This is a genomic window from Rhodococcus sp. WAY2, assembly GCF_009859915.1.
Lineage (GTDB): Bacteria > Actinomycetota > Actinomycetes > Mycobacteriales > Mycobacteriaceae > Rhodococcus_F > Rhodococcus_F oxybenzonivorans.
On record NZ_CP046572.1, the window covers coordinates 2,179,060 to 2,194,208 of the forward strand.

15 protein-coding genes are annotated in these 15,149 nt (G+C 63.0%); 4 read left to right on the forward strand and 11 right to left on the reverse strand.

All coding sequences use genetic code 11. The features are described from left to right. The first annotated feature begins 10 nt into the window (after nucleotides 1-10). Complete coding sequence (locus GFS60_RS10150; RefSeq protein ID WP_159920922.1) at nucleotides 11-1,717, forward strand: sensor histidine kinase; 1,707 nt, start codon at nucleotides 11-13, stop codon at nucleotides 1,715-1,717. 58 nt (nucleotides 1,718-1,775) lie between these two features. On the opposite strand, the gene GFS60_RS10155 is transcribed toward GFS60_RS10150, so the two are convergent. The 4 genes from GFS60_RS10155 to GFS60_RS10170 all read right to left on the reverse strand — a co-directional run bounded on the left by GFS60_RS10155 (nucleotide 1,776) and on the right by GFS60_RS10170 (nucleotide 5,320). Further along, nucleotides 1,776-2,675: a universal stress protein gene (locus tag GFS60_RS10155; RefSeq protein ID WP_159920924.1), complete on the reverse strand. Its 900-nt coding sequence runs from the start codon at nucleotides 2,673-2,675 to the stop codon at nucleotides 1,776-1,778. A gap of 41 nt (nucleotides 2,676-2,716) precedes the next feature. Next, nucleotides 2,717-3,709 carry an Acg family FMN-binding oxidoreductase gene (locus tag GFS60_RS10160; protein ID WP_159920926.1) on the reverse strand — a complete coding sequence of 331 codons (993 nt, stop codon included), beginning with the start codon at nucleotides 3,707-3,709 and terminating at the stop codon, nucleotides 2,717-2,719. A 105-nt stretch (nucleotides 3,710-3,814) separates the two neighbouring features. Then, nucleotides 3,815-4,090, reverse strand: a complete 276-nt coding sequence (locus GFS60_RS10165) for a hypothetical protein (RefSeq protein ID WP_308202135.1) — start codon at nucleotides 4,088-4,090, stop codon at nucleotides 3,815-3,817. Between the two features lie 231 nt (nucleotides 4,091-4,321). Further along, the gene (locus GFS60_RS10170) at nucleotides 4,322-5,320 is read right to left on the reverse strand and encodes an MBL fold metallo-hydrolase (protein WP_159920930.1); all 999 of its coding nucleotides are present in this window, start codon (nucleotides 5,318-5,320) and stop codon (nucleotides 4,322-4,324) included. Nucleotides 5,321-5,597: 277 nt separating this feature from the next. Here GFS60_RS10170 and GFS60_RS10175 point away from each other — a divergent pair, with 277 nt between their 5' ends. Then, nucleotides 5,598-6,419 carry a glycine-rich protein gene (locus GFS60_RS10175; RefSeq protein WP_159927036.1) on the forward strand — a complete coding sequence of 274 codons (822 nt, stop codon included), beginning with the start codon at nucleotides 5,598-5,600 and terminating at the stop codon, nucleotides 6,417-6,419. Nucleotides 6,420-6,558: 139 nt separating this feature from the next. Here GFS60_RS10175 and GFS60_RS10180 read toward each other — a convergent pair whose 3' ends face one another. Further along, a complete protein-coding gene (locus GFS60_RS10180; RefSeq protein ID WP_236603428.1) occupies nucleotides 6,559-7,008 on the reverse strand; it encodes a CarD family transcriptional regulator in 450 nt (149 codons plus the stop codon). Between the two features lie 156 nt (nucleotides 7,009-7,164). Here GFS60_RS10180 and GFS60_RS10185 point away from each other — a divergent pair, with 156 nt between their 5' ends. Further along, complete coding sequence (locus GFS60_RS10185) at nucleotides 7,165-7,800, forward strand: TetR family transcriptional regulator (RefSeq protein ID WP_201453544.1); 636 nt, start codon at nucleotides 7,165-7,167, stop codon at nucleotides 7,798-7,800. A gap of 24 nt (nucleotides 7,801-7,824) precedes the next feature. Here GFS60_RS10185 and GFS60_RS10190 read toward each other — a convergent pair whose 3' ends face one another. The 3 genes from GFS60_RS10190 to GFS60_RS10200 form a co-directional block, all read right to left on the reverse strand. Then, nucleotides 7,825-8,235 carry a secondary thiamine-phosphate synthase enzyme YjbQ gene (locus tag GFS60_RS10190; protein ID WP_159920936.1) on the reverse strand — a complete coding sequence of 137 codons (411 nt, stop codon included), beginning with the start codon at nucleotides 8,233-8,235 and terminating at the stop codon, nucleotides 7,825-7,827. A gap of 59 nt (nucleotides 8,236-8,294) precedes the next feature. Further along, nucleotides 8,295-8,984, reverse strand: a complete 690-nt coding sequence (locus GFS60_RS10195; RefSeq protein ID WP_159920938.1) for a TerD family protein — start codon at nucleotides 8,982-8,984, stop codon at nucleotides 8,295-8,297. Nucleotides 8,985-9,107: 123 nt separating this feature from the next. After that, a complete protein-coding gene (locus GFS60_RS10200; protein WP_159920940.1) occupies nucleotides 9,108-9,521 on the reverse strand; it encodes a CoA-binding protein in 414 nt (137 codons plus the stop codon). A 378-nt stretch (nucleotides 9,522-9,899) separates the two neighbouring features. Here GFS60_RS10200 and GFS60_RS10205 point away from each other — a divergent pair, with 378 nt between their 5' ends. Then, on the forward strand, nucleotides 9,900-10,835 hold the full coding sequence (locus tag GFS60_RS10205; RefSeq protein WP_236603429.1) for an HNH endonuclease: 936 nt from the start codon (nucleotides 9,900-9,902) through the stop codon (nucleotides 10,833-10,835). Nucleotides 10,836-10,973: 138 nt separating this feature from the next. On the opposite strand, the gene GFS60_RS10210 is transcribed toward GFS60_RS10205, so the two are convergent. The 3 genes from GFS60_RS10210 to GFS60_RS10220 all read right to left on the reverse strand — a co-directional run bounded on the left by GFS60_RS10210 (nucleotide 10,974) and on the right by GFS60_RS10220 (nucleotide 14,923). Next, nucleotides 10,974-11,834: an HNH endonuclease gene (locus GFS60_RS10210; protein ID WP_159920942.1), complete on the reverse strand. Its 861-nt coding sequence runs from the start codon at nucleotides 11,832-11,834 to the stop codon at nucleotides 10,974-10,976. 104 nt (nucleotides 11,835-11,938) lie between these two features. Continuing rightward, on the reverse strand, nucleotides 11,939-13,816 hold the full coding sequence (locus GFS60_RS10215; RefSeq protein WP_328799826.1) for a DUF2075 domain-containing protein: 1,878 nt from the start codon (nucleotides 13,814-13,816) through the stop codon (nucleotides 11,939-11,941). 750 nt (nucleotides 13,817-14,566) lie between these two features. Then, nucleotides 14,567-14,923, reverse strand: coding sequence for a nucleotide pyrophosphohydrolase (locus GFS60_RS10220; protein WP_159920946.1), 357 nt, complete (start codon nucleotides 14,921-14,923; stop codon nucleotides 14,567-14,569). Nucleotides 14,924-15,149: the final 226 nt, after the last annotated feature.

The following is a 15,149-nucleotide window of genomic DNA, read 5'->3' on the forward strand; positions in this document are numbered from 1 at the left end:
AGAGCGAACGATGACCGCCGACGAGGAACCGTTACTGACAGGTGCATTGTCGCAATTGCGGCTGCGAGAGCTGCTGGTCGAGGTTCAGGACCGCATCGGCCAGGTGATGGACTCCCGCGACCAGATCGACGCTCTGCTCGAAGCGGTGCTCACCGTCGCGTCCGGACTGGAATTGAATGCGACCCTCAAACGGATCGTGCACGCGGCAATCGAGTTGGTCGACTGCCGGTACGGCGCCCTCGGAGTGCTCAATCCTTCTCGGGACCGCCTGCAGGAATTCGTCTACGAGGGTATCGACGAGCACACCCGGGAATTGATCGGTGAACTCCCGACCGGCCACGGGTTGCTGGGGTTGTTGATCGAGCAGCCGAAGCCCATCCGTCTCGACAGCATCGCCGCACACACGGCGTCCTCCGGATTCCCTGCCTACCACCCGCCGATGCGCACATTCCTGGGCGTACCGGTGCGAGTGCGCGGGGAGGTCTTCGGAAATCTTTACCTCACCGAAAAGGCAGGTGGGCAGTCCTTCACCGAGGACGACGAGGTCGTTGTCCAAGCACTCGCCGCCGCAGCGGGTATCGCCGTCGACAATGCTCGACTATTCGAGGATGCCCGGCTGCGACAGCGGTGGCAGCACGCGACCAGTGAAATTCGCGGGGAGCTGCTCGCGGCCACCGATACCGGGGAAGTCCTCGACCTCATCGCCCAGCGAGCGCGCACACTCGCCGGCGCCGACCACGTACTGATCGCCCAGCCCGACGATCCCGATGTCGAGACGGCGGAAGTCACCACGCTGACGGTCACTGCATACGCCGGAGACGCCACCGCCGCCTTCCACGGCCGGCAGATTCCCGTCGACTGCTCCGACATAGGACGAGCGTTTCGCACCGGAGAGCAGATGCGCGTTCCGCAGATCACGGAATGCAAGAGCTACGGCACTGCGCTCCTACTGCCACTGCGGGTATCCGTCGACACGATAACCGGGGTGCTGGCGATCATCCGAGAACTCGGGGCGGATTCGTTCGACGATCGGCAACAATCGTTGGCCGCCGAGTTCGCCGATCAGGCTGCCTTGGCGCTCAAGCTGGCTGATGATCAACGGCAGCTGGCCGACATGTCGCTGATCTCGGACCGTGACCGGATCGCGAGGGACCTTCACGACCACGTCATCCAGCGTCTGTTCGCCCACGGTTTGAATTTGCAGAGCACCCAGGCACGCACCCGGGCGCCCGAGATTCGCGCACGACTCGAGGACATGATCGACGACGTGCAGCAGATCATCACCGACGTCCGGACGACGATCTTCGATCTGCACCGCGGAATCGATCAGAACTCCCGACAGCTGCGGCACGTACTCAACACCGTCGTTGCCGAGCAGACCGAAAACAGTGGCCTGCGCACCACGGTCCGGATGGCCGGGCCGCTGAACGTGGTGACCGGTCCTCTCGCCGACCATGCCGAAGCGGTAGTGCGGGAGGCGCTCAGCAACGTCGTGCACCATGCGCGAGCCCGCGCGGTCACTGTCACCGTCTCGGTCGGTGACGACCTCACCGTCGACGTCCTCGACGACGGCATCGGCCTCCCACCGACAGTGGCACGTAGCGGTTTGCACAATCTCGCCGCTCGAGCCGAGCAGGCCGGTGGAACTTTCACGGTTGTACCCCGGGACACGGGCGGGACTCGATTGACGTGGGCGGCCCCGCTACCGGACGTCTGAGCTGGTGGTCGTCCGGGCTTTTCCCACCCGTGGCGTCGGCACACGCGCAATTCCCGGGTCAGTCACGGACGATCATCACCGGGTATCGCGCGGAATGGAGCACCGCCCGGCTGGTCGACCCGAGGAGCAGGGAGGTGAAGCCGCCACGTCCGCGACTGCCGGTGACGACGAGCTGCGCCTGTCGGGACAGTTCGACGAGGTGGTCGATCGGCCGATCCCGGACGACCACCTTCCGGACAGTGACGTGCGGGTACGACTCGTGCCAGCCGGCCAGGCTTTCGGCGAGTACGGCCTCTTCCGCGACAGCGATTGCGGGCCAGCTCAAATCGTGAAAATCCGCCTCGTCGGTGGTGAAGACGGTCGACAACTCGACATCACTCCACGCGTGCACTGCGACAAGATCGGAGCCGCGGAGAGCGGCTTCCTCGAACGCCGCGCCGATTGCCGGTGTGCTGCGCGCCGAACCGTCGACCCCGACTACTACCGGGCCGTCGAGAACAGCGTCCACCGGGTCGGGCATGCCACGAACCACGACCACCGGGCACGGCGAGTGGCCGGCGACCGCCGTGCTCACCGACCCGCGCAGACCCCCGGCGACACTGCCCAGCCCCCGGGATCCCACGACGAGCATGCGGGCCGATTTCGCCAAGTCCAGAAGGACGGCGGCTGGGCTGCCCTCCCGAATGGTGGTGTGCACCGTCAGCGGTGAGTCGCCGACCGCCTTGGTCGCCAGTTCCGCCGCCCTGTCCAGACGTTGCTTCCCGACGTCCTCGAGATCCGTGAAGGCACCCGCCGAGAGGTTGATGGCGTCACCGTAGGTTCCGCGCCGCACCACAAGGGATGAAGCCAGCAGCAACGGAGCGCCGCGAACCACCGCATCGTGTGCCGCCCAACGCACCGCGTCCAGTGCATGGGCCGAGCCGTCGACGCCGACGACGATGGGAATGTCTACGCGCATGGTGGCTCCTGCCAGTGTGACCGGTCTCCGACCAGAATCTCTCAGCGACTGTTTTCTCGCCGAGACCTGTTCACCGAGAGCACGGTATCCACCTCACGCCGGGGAGTCTGCCGGGGAGCGCGGACAACGACCGTGCCCAGGCGAACCAATGCCTGGGCATAAGAGGGCTCGGGGAGAAGATCTCCGATCATCGCTCGGCTCTGCGGGACCTCGGTCACGTGGGTGAGCGGGCAGGTGGCAACTTTGTTCACCGTTGCGTCGAGTAGTAAAGCGGAAAGCGCTTCGCCGCAGCGCAGCCAGTCCATCCGAGTGTCGGTTCCGGTGCTCAGCACCACCACGGTCGACTGATCGATCTGCGTCGAGTCAGCTCCGTGTGTGTCGGTTCCGGAGGGGAAGTTGCGCCCGATGCCGACGCGCGCTCGCTCGTCCGCGGTGGCCAGCGCGGTCGGTGGGATTCCTCCCGCCGGAATCGAATGACCCGCCCACCAATGCAATTCGGTGTGATACATCGCGTCGTAGCGTCGCGCAGCCGCGGTAAGTTCCGTCGCCTCTGCCAGCGTACGACGCGCGTCGGCGGGGAGCACGGTCAAGCGTGCGCCACGTCCGCGAACCATGTCGGACAGGGTGCCCGGACCCCAGGTCTTCACGGGGTCGAACGCCCGTCGATCCGAGTAGCGATGCCTCATCGCGGCCGCGAGGTCGAAGTCGTGCGATTGGGGGCGAGCATCATGCTGGAAGCGAATGGTCGCGAGATGGGGTGAGCGAGGGCCTTCGGGGAGGCGAACGATCTCGGCTGTCCATCGCACCGCAGTGAGAGCGACCTGCAGATGATGGAGGGCCGCTCCGCAGCTGATCACCATTTGCCGACCGTTGGGGTCCGCTGTTTTCAGGAGTCTTTCCGGATCGGTATGAAGTTCGAGGCGATCGTCGGTCAGCGTCCAGTGCCATGGCTGGCTGTTGTGGACCGACGGCGCTCGGCAGGCCAAGTCGACCGCGTGCCGCACCACATCAACACCGGGAATATCGACATTCATGGTCTGCTCCTCACCCACACGCTCGCCGACACCCCGACGGAATCGGCGCAGCGCCCTTCCGTACCCATCCTCGTCCTCGCCTGGCCTCCGCGGGAGGGCCGATGGTCACCGCAGTGGGGGTCCGAGCGTCCCGGTGTGTGCCCTGCGTGTCCGGCGGGGCATCAACATTGCTGCCGCAAGGCACAGGATTCCGACAAGAATCGCTGCCGCACCCACACCGACGAGAGGCGTCGCGAGCCAGACACCGAGAAAAGCGACCAACCCTGCCACAGTCGCCCCGCACAGCACCGCAAGCGCCATCCCGGCCGGGTGCAAGTATCGAAGATCGTCGCCCTCCTGGCGGTACTCACCGGCGAATGAGCCCTCGCGATGCTGTCCCACGATGTCCTCTCCGTTTCGCGCCGATCGGTGTGTGTCGGCTTCCATGACTACGGTCCGATAGCGGCGGGCCTTATTCCAGGGCCGAAGGTCACCGATTAGGCACTGTGGTCGTCGCCGGGTATGGGCGCTCGTGGACGAGTCGGGGACCGGAACGGAGAACGCACTTTGGAGCATCGATTGGCTCGCCCGACACGATGGGCGAGCCAATTCGCCTGCGCTTGCGTCTCCGGATCAGACGCGCACGAACAGGGCGGGATCGCTGCCCGGAACCTGCGCGACGAGGCCGCGGGCGACCAGGTGCCGCAGATGGGCGGCGCCCTCGGACAGCGCCATGTGCTTGCCCATCGGGGAGATGTCGGCCCACGGCTTGTACCACTTCATCCGTGCGGCCACATCCCACACGCTGAGCTGGTCGTCACCGAACGCGTGATGGAGATGGTCGAGTCGTTCCTCATGGTGTTCGATCAGCTCGCCGGCGCGACCCGCGACATCGTCGATGGGGATGCCGTGGGCGCCGAGACCGCGGGTGATCTCCATCTTCTGCACACGGCGCAGCGAGTCGAAGAACTCGGCCAGGGCATCGCGTTCCTCGAGGGGGTAGACGAAGTTGCCGACATGCGGGGTCGTCTTCTGCAGCACGTGGTCACCGGTGAACATGACGTCGGCGTCTTCGAGATAGAAGCAGACGTGCCCGGGTGTGTGGCCGGGGGTGTAGACGGCGCGCAGCCCTCTGCCGGTGAGGGCGATCAGTTCGTCGTCGACGAGAACGCGGTCGGGAGCCGAACTCGGGCCCGTGGGCGGCTCGGTGGTCGCCGCCTGCTCGAACGCCGCTACCTCGTCCGCGCCGGCGCCGGCACGGACCATGTTGAGCCGCTGAAACTCCAGCCACTCGTCGCTGCGACCCGAAGACATGTGCGCGAACAATTCGTGGTCGGACTCGTGCATCGCGATCCACGCACCCGACGCCTCCCGCACCCGTCCGCACAGCCCCGTGTGGTCGGGATGGAAGTGGGTGAGGACTACGCCCTCCACGTCCTTCACGGAGTGGCCGATCTCCTCCAGCCCGGAGGTGAGCCCGGCCCAGGCGTTGTCGTCGTCCCAACCGGCGTCGACGAGGATCAGTCCACCGGGGGATTCCATCGCGTAGACCAGTGTGTGACCGAGGGGGTTGTCCGTAATAGGGACAGGTATCTGGAAGATGCCATCACCGATGGCCGCCGCACCATTCATCTGCTTTACCTCGCACTAGAAACTGCTCTTGGGTTCCGAAACCAAATCGGTCTATCACTCCTTCATAGCCGCTGCAGACCGGTCGCGAACAGCCGGGTCCCGTTTAGCGGGCGTTCAGACTTTTCTCGATCCCTCGATCCGCCGCGGACCGGCAAACGCTGTGGGATGCTCCGAACCGACACGATCGATTGAGATCAGCCTGCGACGGGGGACGACTGACATGACAGATCAGCACACGAAAACACGGCGCCGCTGGTACGCGAGCGGGGTGTGCGGGATGGCCTTCGTCGGCGCATCCGCGCTGCTCGCGCCCAGTGTCGCCGTGGCCGCCCCGGCACTGCCGGCGGGTTGCGTGCAGGGGGCGGGCAGTGCGGTGACGTGCACCTTCACGTTCACCGGTGGTGCCCAGTCCTTCACGGTTCCTGAGGGCATCACGAGCCTCGACGTGACCGCTACGGGTGCTCGCGGTGGAAACGCCGGTTCCGTTCTCGGAGGCGTCGGCGCTGTCGCAACGCGCGCACTTCCCGTTACGCCCGGCGACGCCCTGTATGTGCTCGTCGGCGGCAACGGTGGTGACGGCACAGGCGCGGCCGGGTTCAACGGCGGCGGCATCGGTGGCACGGGTGCGGGCGGCGGTGGCGGCGCGTCCGACGTTCGGACCGGAACGGGTGAGCTGGCCGGTCGGCAGATCGTCGCGTCGGGTGGCGGCGGGGCAGGCGACACCTACATCGGTGGATCCGGCAACCTCGCTCCCAATGCGCCCGCGGGCCAGGCCGGTGGCGGGGGAGGAGCCGGGGGTGGCGGTCAGGCCGATGCGGGTGGTGTCGGCGGCAACGGTGGTGACAACCCCGACGGATCGGCTGGCCTCGTCGGCGCCGGCGGAGCGGGATCCGAGACCGGGGGCGGGGGCGGCGGCGGCTGGTTCGGCGGTGGCGGCGGCGCCGAGAACTTCGGTGGTGGCGGAGGCGGAGGTGGTTCGTCCTACGCACCGGACGGGACCATCGCTGCGGCGGGTGTCGACGCCGTCTCGTCCGTGGTGATCACCTACGGGACTGGCTCGGGAACCGGGTCGCTGGGCGGCTTGTTCGGTAGTAGCTGAACGACCACCGTCGCGGTAGTTCCGCCCTCGCAGCGGGCGGAAGTGACTGCGGCTCAATGACAACGGCAGCAGCCCGGACTTTTGTCCGGGCTGCTGCCGATGAAAAACGCTGGGTGATTACAAAACACGAACCGCCGAACTAGACAGCGACGGCGGTGGTTTCGTAGATCGATTCGATACGGCGTCTCGTGGCCTCGGGGGTCGTCTTCATGGCGAGGACGAGCTCGGAGATGACGAGCTGCATTGCGTGCTCGAGCTGGCGCTTCTCTCCGGCCGAGAGCGGCTTGGCCTGCGCACGCGTCATCAGATCGCGGATTACTTCACTCACCGTGAAGATGCCGCCGACGGTGATCTTTTCCTGGTTGGCCTTGAATCGCCTGGACCAGTTGGACGGGTCGTCGATCGTCGGACCCTGCAGGATCTCGAAGACGCGGCCGACTTCGTCGAGATTGATCGCGTTGCGCACACCGATCGCCTCGGCTTTCGCCACCGGGATCTCGATCGACAGCCCATTCTGGGCGACTTCGAACTGCACGTATGCAGTGGGTAGATCGTTGAACATCCGGGTCGTGAGCTTCGTTACCGTCACGGACCCATGGTGCGGGTACAGGAAGATTTCACCGATATTGAGATTCATTGACTACCACCCTTCCCTGTCATTATGGCACACGCTGCCATATTGACAACCGGTGACCAGATGGGAACGATGACCGGTGAGTGCCCCTACTGATTGCGAGGGCCGTTGATGACCAGACTTGGAACCCTCCCCGTGTCGCCTGACCTGCCTGCCGGCCCGCTCGGGCTGCGTGAGCGGCGGCGTGTGCAGACGAGTGTGGAGATCAGCGAGGCCGCACTCACCCTGTTCGAGAGCAAGGGTGTCGAGGCCACGACGGTCGGTGAGATCGCGCAGGCGGCGGGAGTGTCTCAGCGAACCTTCTTCCGATACTTCGCCACCAAGGAGGAGGCCGCGCTCCGGGATCACTGGGCCTTCGAGGCGATCCTTGGGGCGGGGCTCGATCGGCTCGATTCCGACGTCTCACCGAGGCTCGCGCTGGAAGCGTCCTTCGCTGCGGCCCTCACGGTGTACTCGGACAGTTCGTCGATCGCTTGCCAGCGACTGTTGCGGGTGAACAGGATCATTAAGAAGGAGCCGACGCTGCGTGCGGTGCTGGCGCGTGCGAGCGTGGCGCGGAACGCGACTCTGGTCGACGCAGTGTCGAAGCGATTCGACTGTTCCGAGCTGCAGATTCGACTGGCAGTCGATGTGTCGATCGCAGTACTCCGAGCTGCCCTGGAAACGTGGGTGGACCGTTCATCCACCGACGAGGCTGCCAACCTGCCCGAAACCTATTCCCTGGCAAGGACACTCGCGTACAAGTGACTGGGAGTTCGTCCCGGCGTCAGCTCATCCGGCGAGGAAGCTGAAGCGGACGCGGCGCACCGGGTTGTCGACGTTGGTGTCGACGAGGCACACGGATTGCCAGGTCCCAGTTGTGAGCGCGCCGTCGATGACGGGCACCGACGCGTAGGGCGGCAGGAACGCCGGCAGCACGTGGTCGCGGCCGTGTCCGTGGCTGCCGTGGCTGTGCCTCCAGCGGTCGTCGCGCGGAAGCATGTCGTCGATTGCCCGCAGGAGGTCGTCGTCGCTGCCCGCGCCGGTTTCAATGACGACGAGCCCCGCCGTGGCATGCGGCACCCACACATGCAGCAGGCCATCGCCGGCGCCTGCCGAGGCGAGGAACTTTTCGATCTCACGGGTCAGGTCGTGCACCACCGGCTCAGCGCCCGTGCGCACCTCGATCTCAGTACTGAACATGCTCCGACGTTAGCGCGGGTGCCGGCGACATTCGATTCGAAGCGGTGCAGCCCGCGCTGCTACTTGCGGCCGGCTGCCCATTTCATGCCCCAGCTGTAGGCCTTGTCGAGGTCGGCCTGGCTGCCTTCGATGTACTTCACTTCGCGGGTGACGGTGATGCCTTGTCCGGTGTTCTGCAGCATCGCGATGGCACAGATGCGAGCGGAGCTGTTCGACGAGTCGAGTCGAACTTCCACCTCGGGTCCGCTGGTGGGGTAGAGGGTGACGACGCCGTCCACTGCGGCCCAGTTGGGTGCACCGTCGTAGATCATCGCGAAGATGAGGATGCGCTTGAACATCTCCGGTCGATCGAGGTTGATGTGCATGTTCTCGCCCCCGGTCACGGTGCCGGTTCGGTCGTCCGCGTCGAGCTTGATGAACGGGGCGTCCTGCAGCGAACCGAACGTGTTGCCGAGTGCCTGGACTACGCCCTTCGATCCGTCGGCGAGTTCGTAGAGGCAGCCGAGGTCCAGGTCGATGCCGGTGTTGCCGCCTGCGGCGGCCGCGAGCTTCGCGAAGAAGCCGGTCTTCTTCGGTTGCGGCGCCGCGCCCGTCGACCAGTTGAGGTTGACCCGCATCGCGCCCTGCCGCTCACCCGACTTGGTGAGGCTGACCGAGGGTGCTGCCTTCGACAACGTCACCTTGCTCAGATTCACCCCGCCCTGCGGTGCGGCCGGGGTGGAGGGGCGACGGGTGTAGTCGATGGCCATGGGTAGAACCTTCCGTTTGACGACCGGGCGCCGTGCGGGATCGCTGTCCGATTTGCATGTTTTCGGTCCAGGGTAGTCATACGTTGGAAACTGCCCGACTCGACCTACACCGGGATCGGCCAGTCAGCTCCGCTTGTTCCACTCGATTGCCGGGCACGTATCCATCACCATGGCCAGTCCCTTTTCGGTCGTGCGTCGGAACGCTTCTTCGTCGATGACGCCGAGCTGGAACCACACGCCCTTCGCCCCCACCTGGACGGCTTGGTCGGCGAATTCCCCCGCAGCGTCGGACTGACGGAACACGTCCACGACATCGATGGAAAAAGGCACGTCCGCGAGAGTGGGGTAACCCTGCTCGCCCAGCACCGTCGGGGCGGACGGGTGGATGGGAACGATGCGTTTCCCGCGTTCCTGCAACAGCTGGGCGATGCGGTACGCCGTCCGGTCCGGGTTGCCGGAGAGTCCAACTATCGCCCACGTCTCCCAGTCGTCGAGCATCGACGAAACGGCGTCAGGGTTCTGCCATGGAGTGCTCATAGCCGCAAAGCTACTACTGGGGTGTCTCGAACAGGTGCCTCTGGAGGCATCCGGCTTCTTCGTGTATCTACCGTCCATCCGTGCTGAGCGCGTCGTAGAGTGCCATGACTTTAGAAGAGATGCTTCTTCTGGCGAGTGCGTTCGATCATGGACTGAACGATGTTGTTCGAAGCAATGAATGAGGTATCTCTTGCAGATAATCGACGACTCCATGCGATAATCCGGTCCGTCCATCCGTCCGTACTTTACCGATTTCGAGTGACGGACGCCGGATCGTCAATCCGCTGGCCGGGCGTGCAGTCCAGGATCGATACTCTTCCTAACAGTCCGCTACTGTCAGTCTGTTGCGGCGGAACTGAGTACGTGGAGGAACGGTTTATGGCGAATATCGCTTTGGGTACCGACGTCGCACCGGATTTTGACACACGCTTGCGCCGCGAGGCGATGAGATTTCTCGCAGTCCGCACGAATGACGGTCTCGATTCGATCAGCAGGCAGGAATTGCTTGACTTTTCTATCGACGGTGAGATGTTCCGACTAATGGATCCCACTCGCGGCATTCGAAAGCCACGTCAGCTTGCCTCCGCGTTGTCGATCAGTACCACGTATCGTCGCGCTGGTGAAGAACGACCGTACGAGGATACCGTCGGTGCAGATGGGCTCCTTCGCTACAAGTGGTCGGGAAAGGACCCCGAGAACATGGATAACCGGGGTCTTCGTGCGGCGATGGAGCTGAAGGTTCCGCTCATCTGGTTCTATGGCGTCGGTCCGAGCCGGTTTCAGCCGATCTACCCGGTATTCATTGTCGCCGAAGAAGCTGAGGCGCATCAATTCGTTGTCGCAACGGAAGTGGCGCGCGATTTGCACCGGACAGCATCGCCTGTGGAGGAGCATCTTCGCCGCTACATCGTGGCGGAGACCAAGCGGCGATTGCATCAGCCTGTCTTCCGGTCCACGGTGATGCGTGCCTATGACACCCGTTGTGCAGTTTGCGCGCTCGGGCACAGCGAGCTTCTCGATGCGGCACATATCGTTCCAGACTCTGACGAAGATGGGATCGCCTCCGTCCGAAATGGTCTTGCTATGTGCAAGATCCACCATGCAGCTTTCGATGCACACATTCTGGGTATCCGACCGGACCATGTTGTCGAAATTCGTCAGGATCTGCTGATAGAGATTGACGGACCGATGCTCGAATATGGGTTGAAGGAACGTCATGGTCAGAAGCTCATGGTAATTCCATCTGTGCGGGCCGAGCGGCCAGATAGAGAATTGCTAGAGGCCAGCTACCAAAAGTTCAGATCGGCGGGGTGACCGGTACCGATTCGGCTCAAATCTGTCGGATCCAGGTTCGCACGTCTGACCGCGTCGCTAGACCCATCGAAACGGAAGGGGATGCTTTCTGATCCGACGTCTGGGCGGCATAATCGAGGGGGCTGCGGACCCGAGAGTCTACGGACTCTGAGGAATGGTTGCCCAGTCGCAACTTTCCCTATGGCGGCGTAGAGCGTCGCGGTCCGGATGATGGCTTCGGTTCTCGGGCAGTCTTAAGACCTTGCCCTCGTGATTTCCGTACTCGGTATGAATGAGGTCGGGTCCGACCCGTATCCGCAGGTCCTGGTCAATGGTTATACGTTGGAGGTCGAACAGGGTGTGAATATCGGCGCGAAGTAATAGCCCGTTGGTCACATGATTTGTGTGGACCCCGTAGTAGCGGTCGATGTGCGCGGCCTCCAATACGGCGAGAACCGTTGATCCAGTAACTGCGCAGGTGCTGCCGTAAGAATTGACCAAGGAGTCGCGGAATTGCCCCTGCCCTTGACGCACTGCGATGTCTCTCTGCGCGCGCTTGCGCAGATCGTCACCGGGCGCATAGACAGCGAGTCCGTCCGGAAAAGCCTCATCAAATGCGGGCTTCTTCTTGAACAGATCGCGCAAATACGCCCGTCCCTTCGGATCCTTCACCTCGATGCGGCCATTGCTTGCCGGCACCGTGATTCCGGCAGACGCGGCCATCTCCTTCCACCGTGGCTGTCGTACCGGTGTGGAGCTCTGCGGCTCTAATGTGAAGCGCCACCGGTATCCGCCGGTGGCCACATCGTGCCAATGCGCAGGTGGATGGGACGAATGCAATTCGAAGGTTGCGGATGTCGCGCGTGCCCATCCGATGAGACCTGTGCCCGCCATCCAGAAGAAGATGTCATCAGCCGGTTCGATCTTGGTGCGGGGTCGAGTATCCCAAAAGCCATCTTTCTGTGCGAGGTCCCAGTGATCTGGATACTCCTTAGAAATAACCAATACCCATGCATTCAACGCTCATGCGCCTATCCGGTATCGCACCGGGTGGAGGCATGTCCTGAAGCGGAAGCCTGTCGGGCCGTGCTCGTGTGCAGTATTCTCTTCGGTAACGCTGTGGCTCAGTTGGTTTCGCTCACCAGTGCGTGAAGAGCGTCTCGTGTCTCTTCGTCCGTCGAGTAAATGATTGTGCCCACCATTCCGCGGGTGAGGAGCACCTTGTAGACATTTCGCACCAATTCGTTGAATCGCACATCGCCGACCTTCCTCACGTTCCGCATGTCGGGGTCGCGGTTAGCTGAGCGGACAGTCTTGAAGTGGTCATCGCGCCACACGAGATCGGGCCCGAGGATTACGCCATTCCAGTCGTATTCGAATCCCTGCGCGGTGTAAATGCATCCGACTTGATTGAAGCCACCGTCCTCGGTGGCCCACAACGGTGCTGGGGGTGCATCTCCGATGCGTCTGTCGCTCTTGCTGTTCCACGGCCGTGACCAGTTACCAATCTGAACGTCGGCAGGTAGCGAGCCATCCTTGTTTGCGTCGCTCCATGGCCAGCAGTATCCGGCTGTCATTCGTGCGGTGTAGCCGCGCTCTTGCTGATGCAAGAGGAGATGTTCTAGTTCTTGCGGTGTATCGGCAACGCGAACCGCGAACTGCGGATCGCCCCTCCAAGCGTACGGCCCACCCTCTACTAACCCGAGGAGGCGCTTCACCCAGAGCACGTACTCCTCACTGCCCCCGCAGCGAAATTGCTCGCCAAGATGGACGTGCTGTGTCTCGAGGCCGATGGACTTCGCGTGACGCTGGATTTGTTCGAGGGAACCCATTTCACCGGGACGAACCACCTGGTGCTCATCCAGGAGGAATACCGGAACGCGAGCAGCGGCGATCAGCTCGTCGATTTGAGGTCGGTCGGTTCGCAGTTCCGCCTTGGTATACCGGTCAACGGACGTTTCACGGATACGGTGGGCCTCGTCGAGAACGAGCACGTCGAGACCATTGCGATCTGCGGTCATGAACTGGTTAAAGTACTTGAACATCTTCTGCACTCGCGGGGCACGTGCCCCCGCGACCTTCCGGAGCGTCTGCGTGAAGGATCGGGATCCGGTCGCGTGCAGGACCGTCCGGCCACGGCGGGCAAGCTCGCCGACGAGAGACAGCGCAATCACACTCTTGCCACTGCCCGGCCCGCCCGTGACGACGATGATGCGTTTGCCATCGTTGGCGCGCGCCTGCTCGACGGAATGCAGCACCAGGTCGACGGCGAGCTGTTGCTCGCCGAGGAGGTGGAACTGTGGCCGCTCTTGAACTTCCGCAGCGGCAACCTTGAGAAGCTGCTGAGAGGGAGCCACCGCTGAGCGGATGAGGGTGTCACCTGCCGTGTGACCTGTGGCGGCGGACAAACGCGATTTGAGGAACGCGATCATGTCGCCCCGATCCGCGGCTGTATATAGTCGTGCGGTCGTAGTTACGGGGAAAGCGCGTAGATCGGCGACTGCGCCAGGATCTGTGGCGTTATGAAGGTACGCGATTCCTGCGAGCGCGTCAGGCTGATCTGCGAGCGCTTTTGCGAAGTCGGAGAGATAGTCACAGTATCCCTTCACCTGAGCGACGGGGTGCAGCTTCGGCCCTCCAGGCATACCTGGTACTTCTACGAGTTCCACGCTGTCCTCATAACGGTGGGCTGCTGACCACTGTTTGAGTTCAACGACCACATACGAGGGCGCCCCCGTTTTTGGGTGAGTGCCGGCGAGCACGACATCGGCCCGCTGTGAAGTCAGTGGAAGGTGATATTCGACGAGCATCTCCACACCGCCTAACCCTGCGTCGGCTAAGTCACGGGCTAAAACTGGGAGACTGCGTCTCCAGGACCTCTGCTCAGCGTCGCTCGCCCGGTGACCGGTCCGAAACAGCATCTGCTCGAGAAGCTGTTCAGCCAAGGACTCGGGATGAGCCATGCCGACGATTCTGTCGGCAGAGGTACGAAGCAAGGTCACAGTGAGGTCCCCCGGGCAGCACGAATCAGTTCGTGCGGGTGGGGGCATGTCCGTGGCTGTGAGTCACAGCGGAAGTCCGTCGGGCCGCAACACACAGATTAGCTGAGTTGGATCCGCTGCTGGTGCAGCGGTGTCTCGCCAGCCGAATGCGCGCGGAATTTAAGCCGTGGCTGATTGGTGGAAAGGTCGCGGCCTTTTCCGATCGCCACCTCAGTACATGGATTCCACTTCGTTGAATGTGTCACGGGTCGGCAGGCGATAGGAGGGACGCGTTTCGAGAATTCGACAACGGTCTGAAATATGCTGCCGGGCGAATTCGCCGGACGTCAGTCGATTCCCTCGATTTCCGATCATTTCGATGGAATGCGGTCGCCAGCGGAGTTGAGTCCGGACCTCGAACTCCGAGGCGTACTAGATATATGGTTGCATTTGATAAGTCTTGAGCGTCACGGGGCCGGAGTTGGCCCGGCAGGTACGCGACTAAACAAGGCGGTCCCGCGCGGCACCGACGTCGTCCAAATCTTCCCCGATCACGCCGGCCTCACTCGAGTCGTCCGAGCTATCCTCGCCGAACAGCACGGCTTGACGTACGCGCCCGACCAGAGCGAGACCCCCGCCGAGGCCGTCACATTTCGACAGGTTAAGCCGACACAAGCAGCAAGCGATACTGAATCAGGACTGTGTCTTGTGCGTTTCAGCCATGACTTGACCTGACTCGGAGCCAGTACGTTGCAGCACCACGAGCAGACTTCATCTTCCTAGCTGTGTGTGCTTCGTGGCCTTGCCCCGCGACTCTTCTTCGGGATACTTCTTGTCGTTCAACTCAACCTTCTTGCTCACGACTTCGGCGAGGTCGATGTCCAGCACCTCAGCGAGCCGCAGCAGGTAGATGAAGACATCGGCGACCTCTTCCTCGACATGCGCGCGCGCCTGCGCATCCTCCCCGACTGTTGCGCTTTGCTCCGGAGTCAGCCACTGAAAGATTTCGGTGAGTTCGCCGACTTCGCCGCTAAGCGCCATTACAAGGTTCTTTGGGGTGTGGAACTGGGACCAGTCTCGGCGCTCCGAGAAGTTCGACACTAGCGCCTGGAGGTCTTCGATTCCCATGCCAGAGTTTTATCATGCAGATCGAGTCTACCTGTGCGCAGACGCGGAACTGCCTCGATGCGCGGTGTCGTGTGGGCCATTATAGGTCCACATCGGTGCGATTCAACATCTGTAACGCGGAAATGTCGTGGTTCTTGGAGGCCTCAGGGTTCCGGAGCTGTCGGTTGCCGTGTCGAAGTGAGCAGGCAGGACCTGTCTGAAGTTCGGTCACAGACGATCAGCATCG

Coding starts and splice junctions, on each gene's coding strand:
- GFS60_RS10160 (WP_159920926.1), bottom strand. CDS start 3,709: ATGAATGTCGATATTCCCGGTGTTGATGTGGTGCGGCACGCGGTCGAC.
- GFS60_RS10155 (WP_159920924.1), bottom strand. CDS start 2,675: ATGCGCGTAGACATTCCCATCGTCGTCGGCGTCGACGGCTCGGCCCAT.
- GFS60_RS10205 (WP_236603429.1), top strand. CDS start 9,900: ATGGCGAATATCGCTTTGGGTACCGACGTCGCACCGGATTTTGACACA.
- GFS60_RS10200 (WP_159920940.1), bottom strand. CDS start 9,521: ATGAGCACTCCATGGCAGAACCCTGACGCCGTTTCGTCGATGCTCGAC.
- GFS60_RS10220 (WP_159920946.1), bottom strand. CDS start 14,923: ATGGGAATCGAAGACCTCCAGGCGCTAGTGTCGAACTTCTCGGAGCGC.
- GFS60_RS10170 (WP_159920930.1), bottom strand. CDS start 5,320: ATGAATGGTGCGGCGGCCATCGGTGATGGCATCTTCCAGATACCTGTC.
- GFS60_RS10190 (WP_159920936.1), bottom strand. CDS start 8,235: ATGTTCAGTACTGAGATCGAGGTGCGCACGGGCGCTGAGCCGGTGGTG.
- GFS60_RS10185 (WP_201453544.1), top strand. CDS start 7,165: ATGACCAGACTTGGAACCCTCCCCGTGTCGCCTGACCTGCCTGCCGGC.
- GFS60_RS10195 (WP_159920938.1), bottom strand. CDS start 8,984: ATGGCCATCGACTACACCCGTCGCCCCTCCACCCCGGCCGCACCGCAG.
- GFS60_RS10150 (WP_159920922.1), top strand. CDS start 11: ATGACCGCCGACGAGGAACCGTTACTGACAGGTGCATTGTCGCAATTG.
- GFS60_RS10175 (WP_159927036.1), top strand. CDS start 5,598: ATGGCCTTCGTCGGCGCATCCGCGCTGCTCGCGCCCAGTGTCGCCGTG.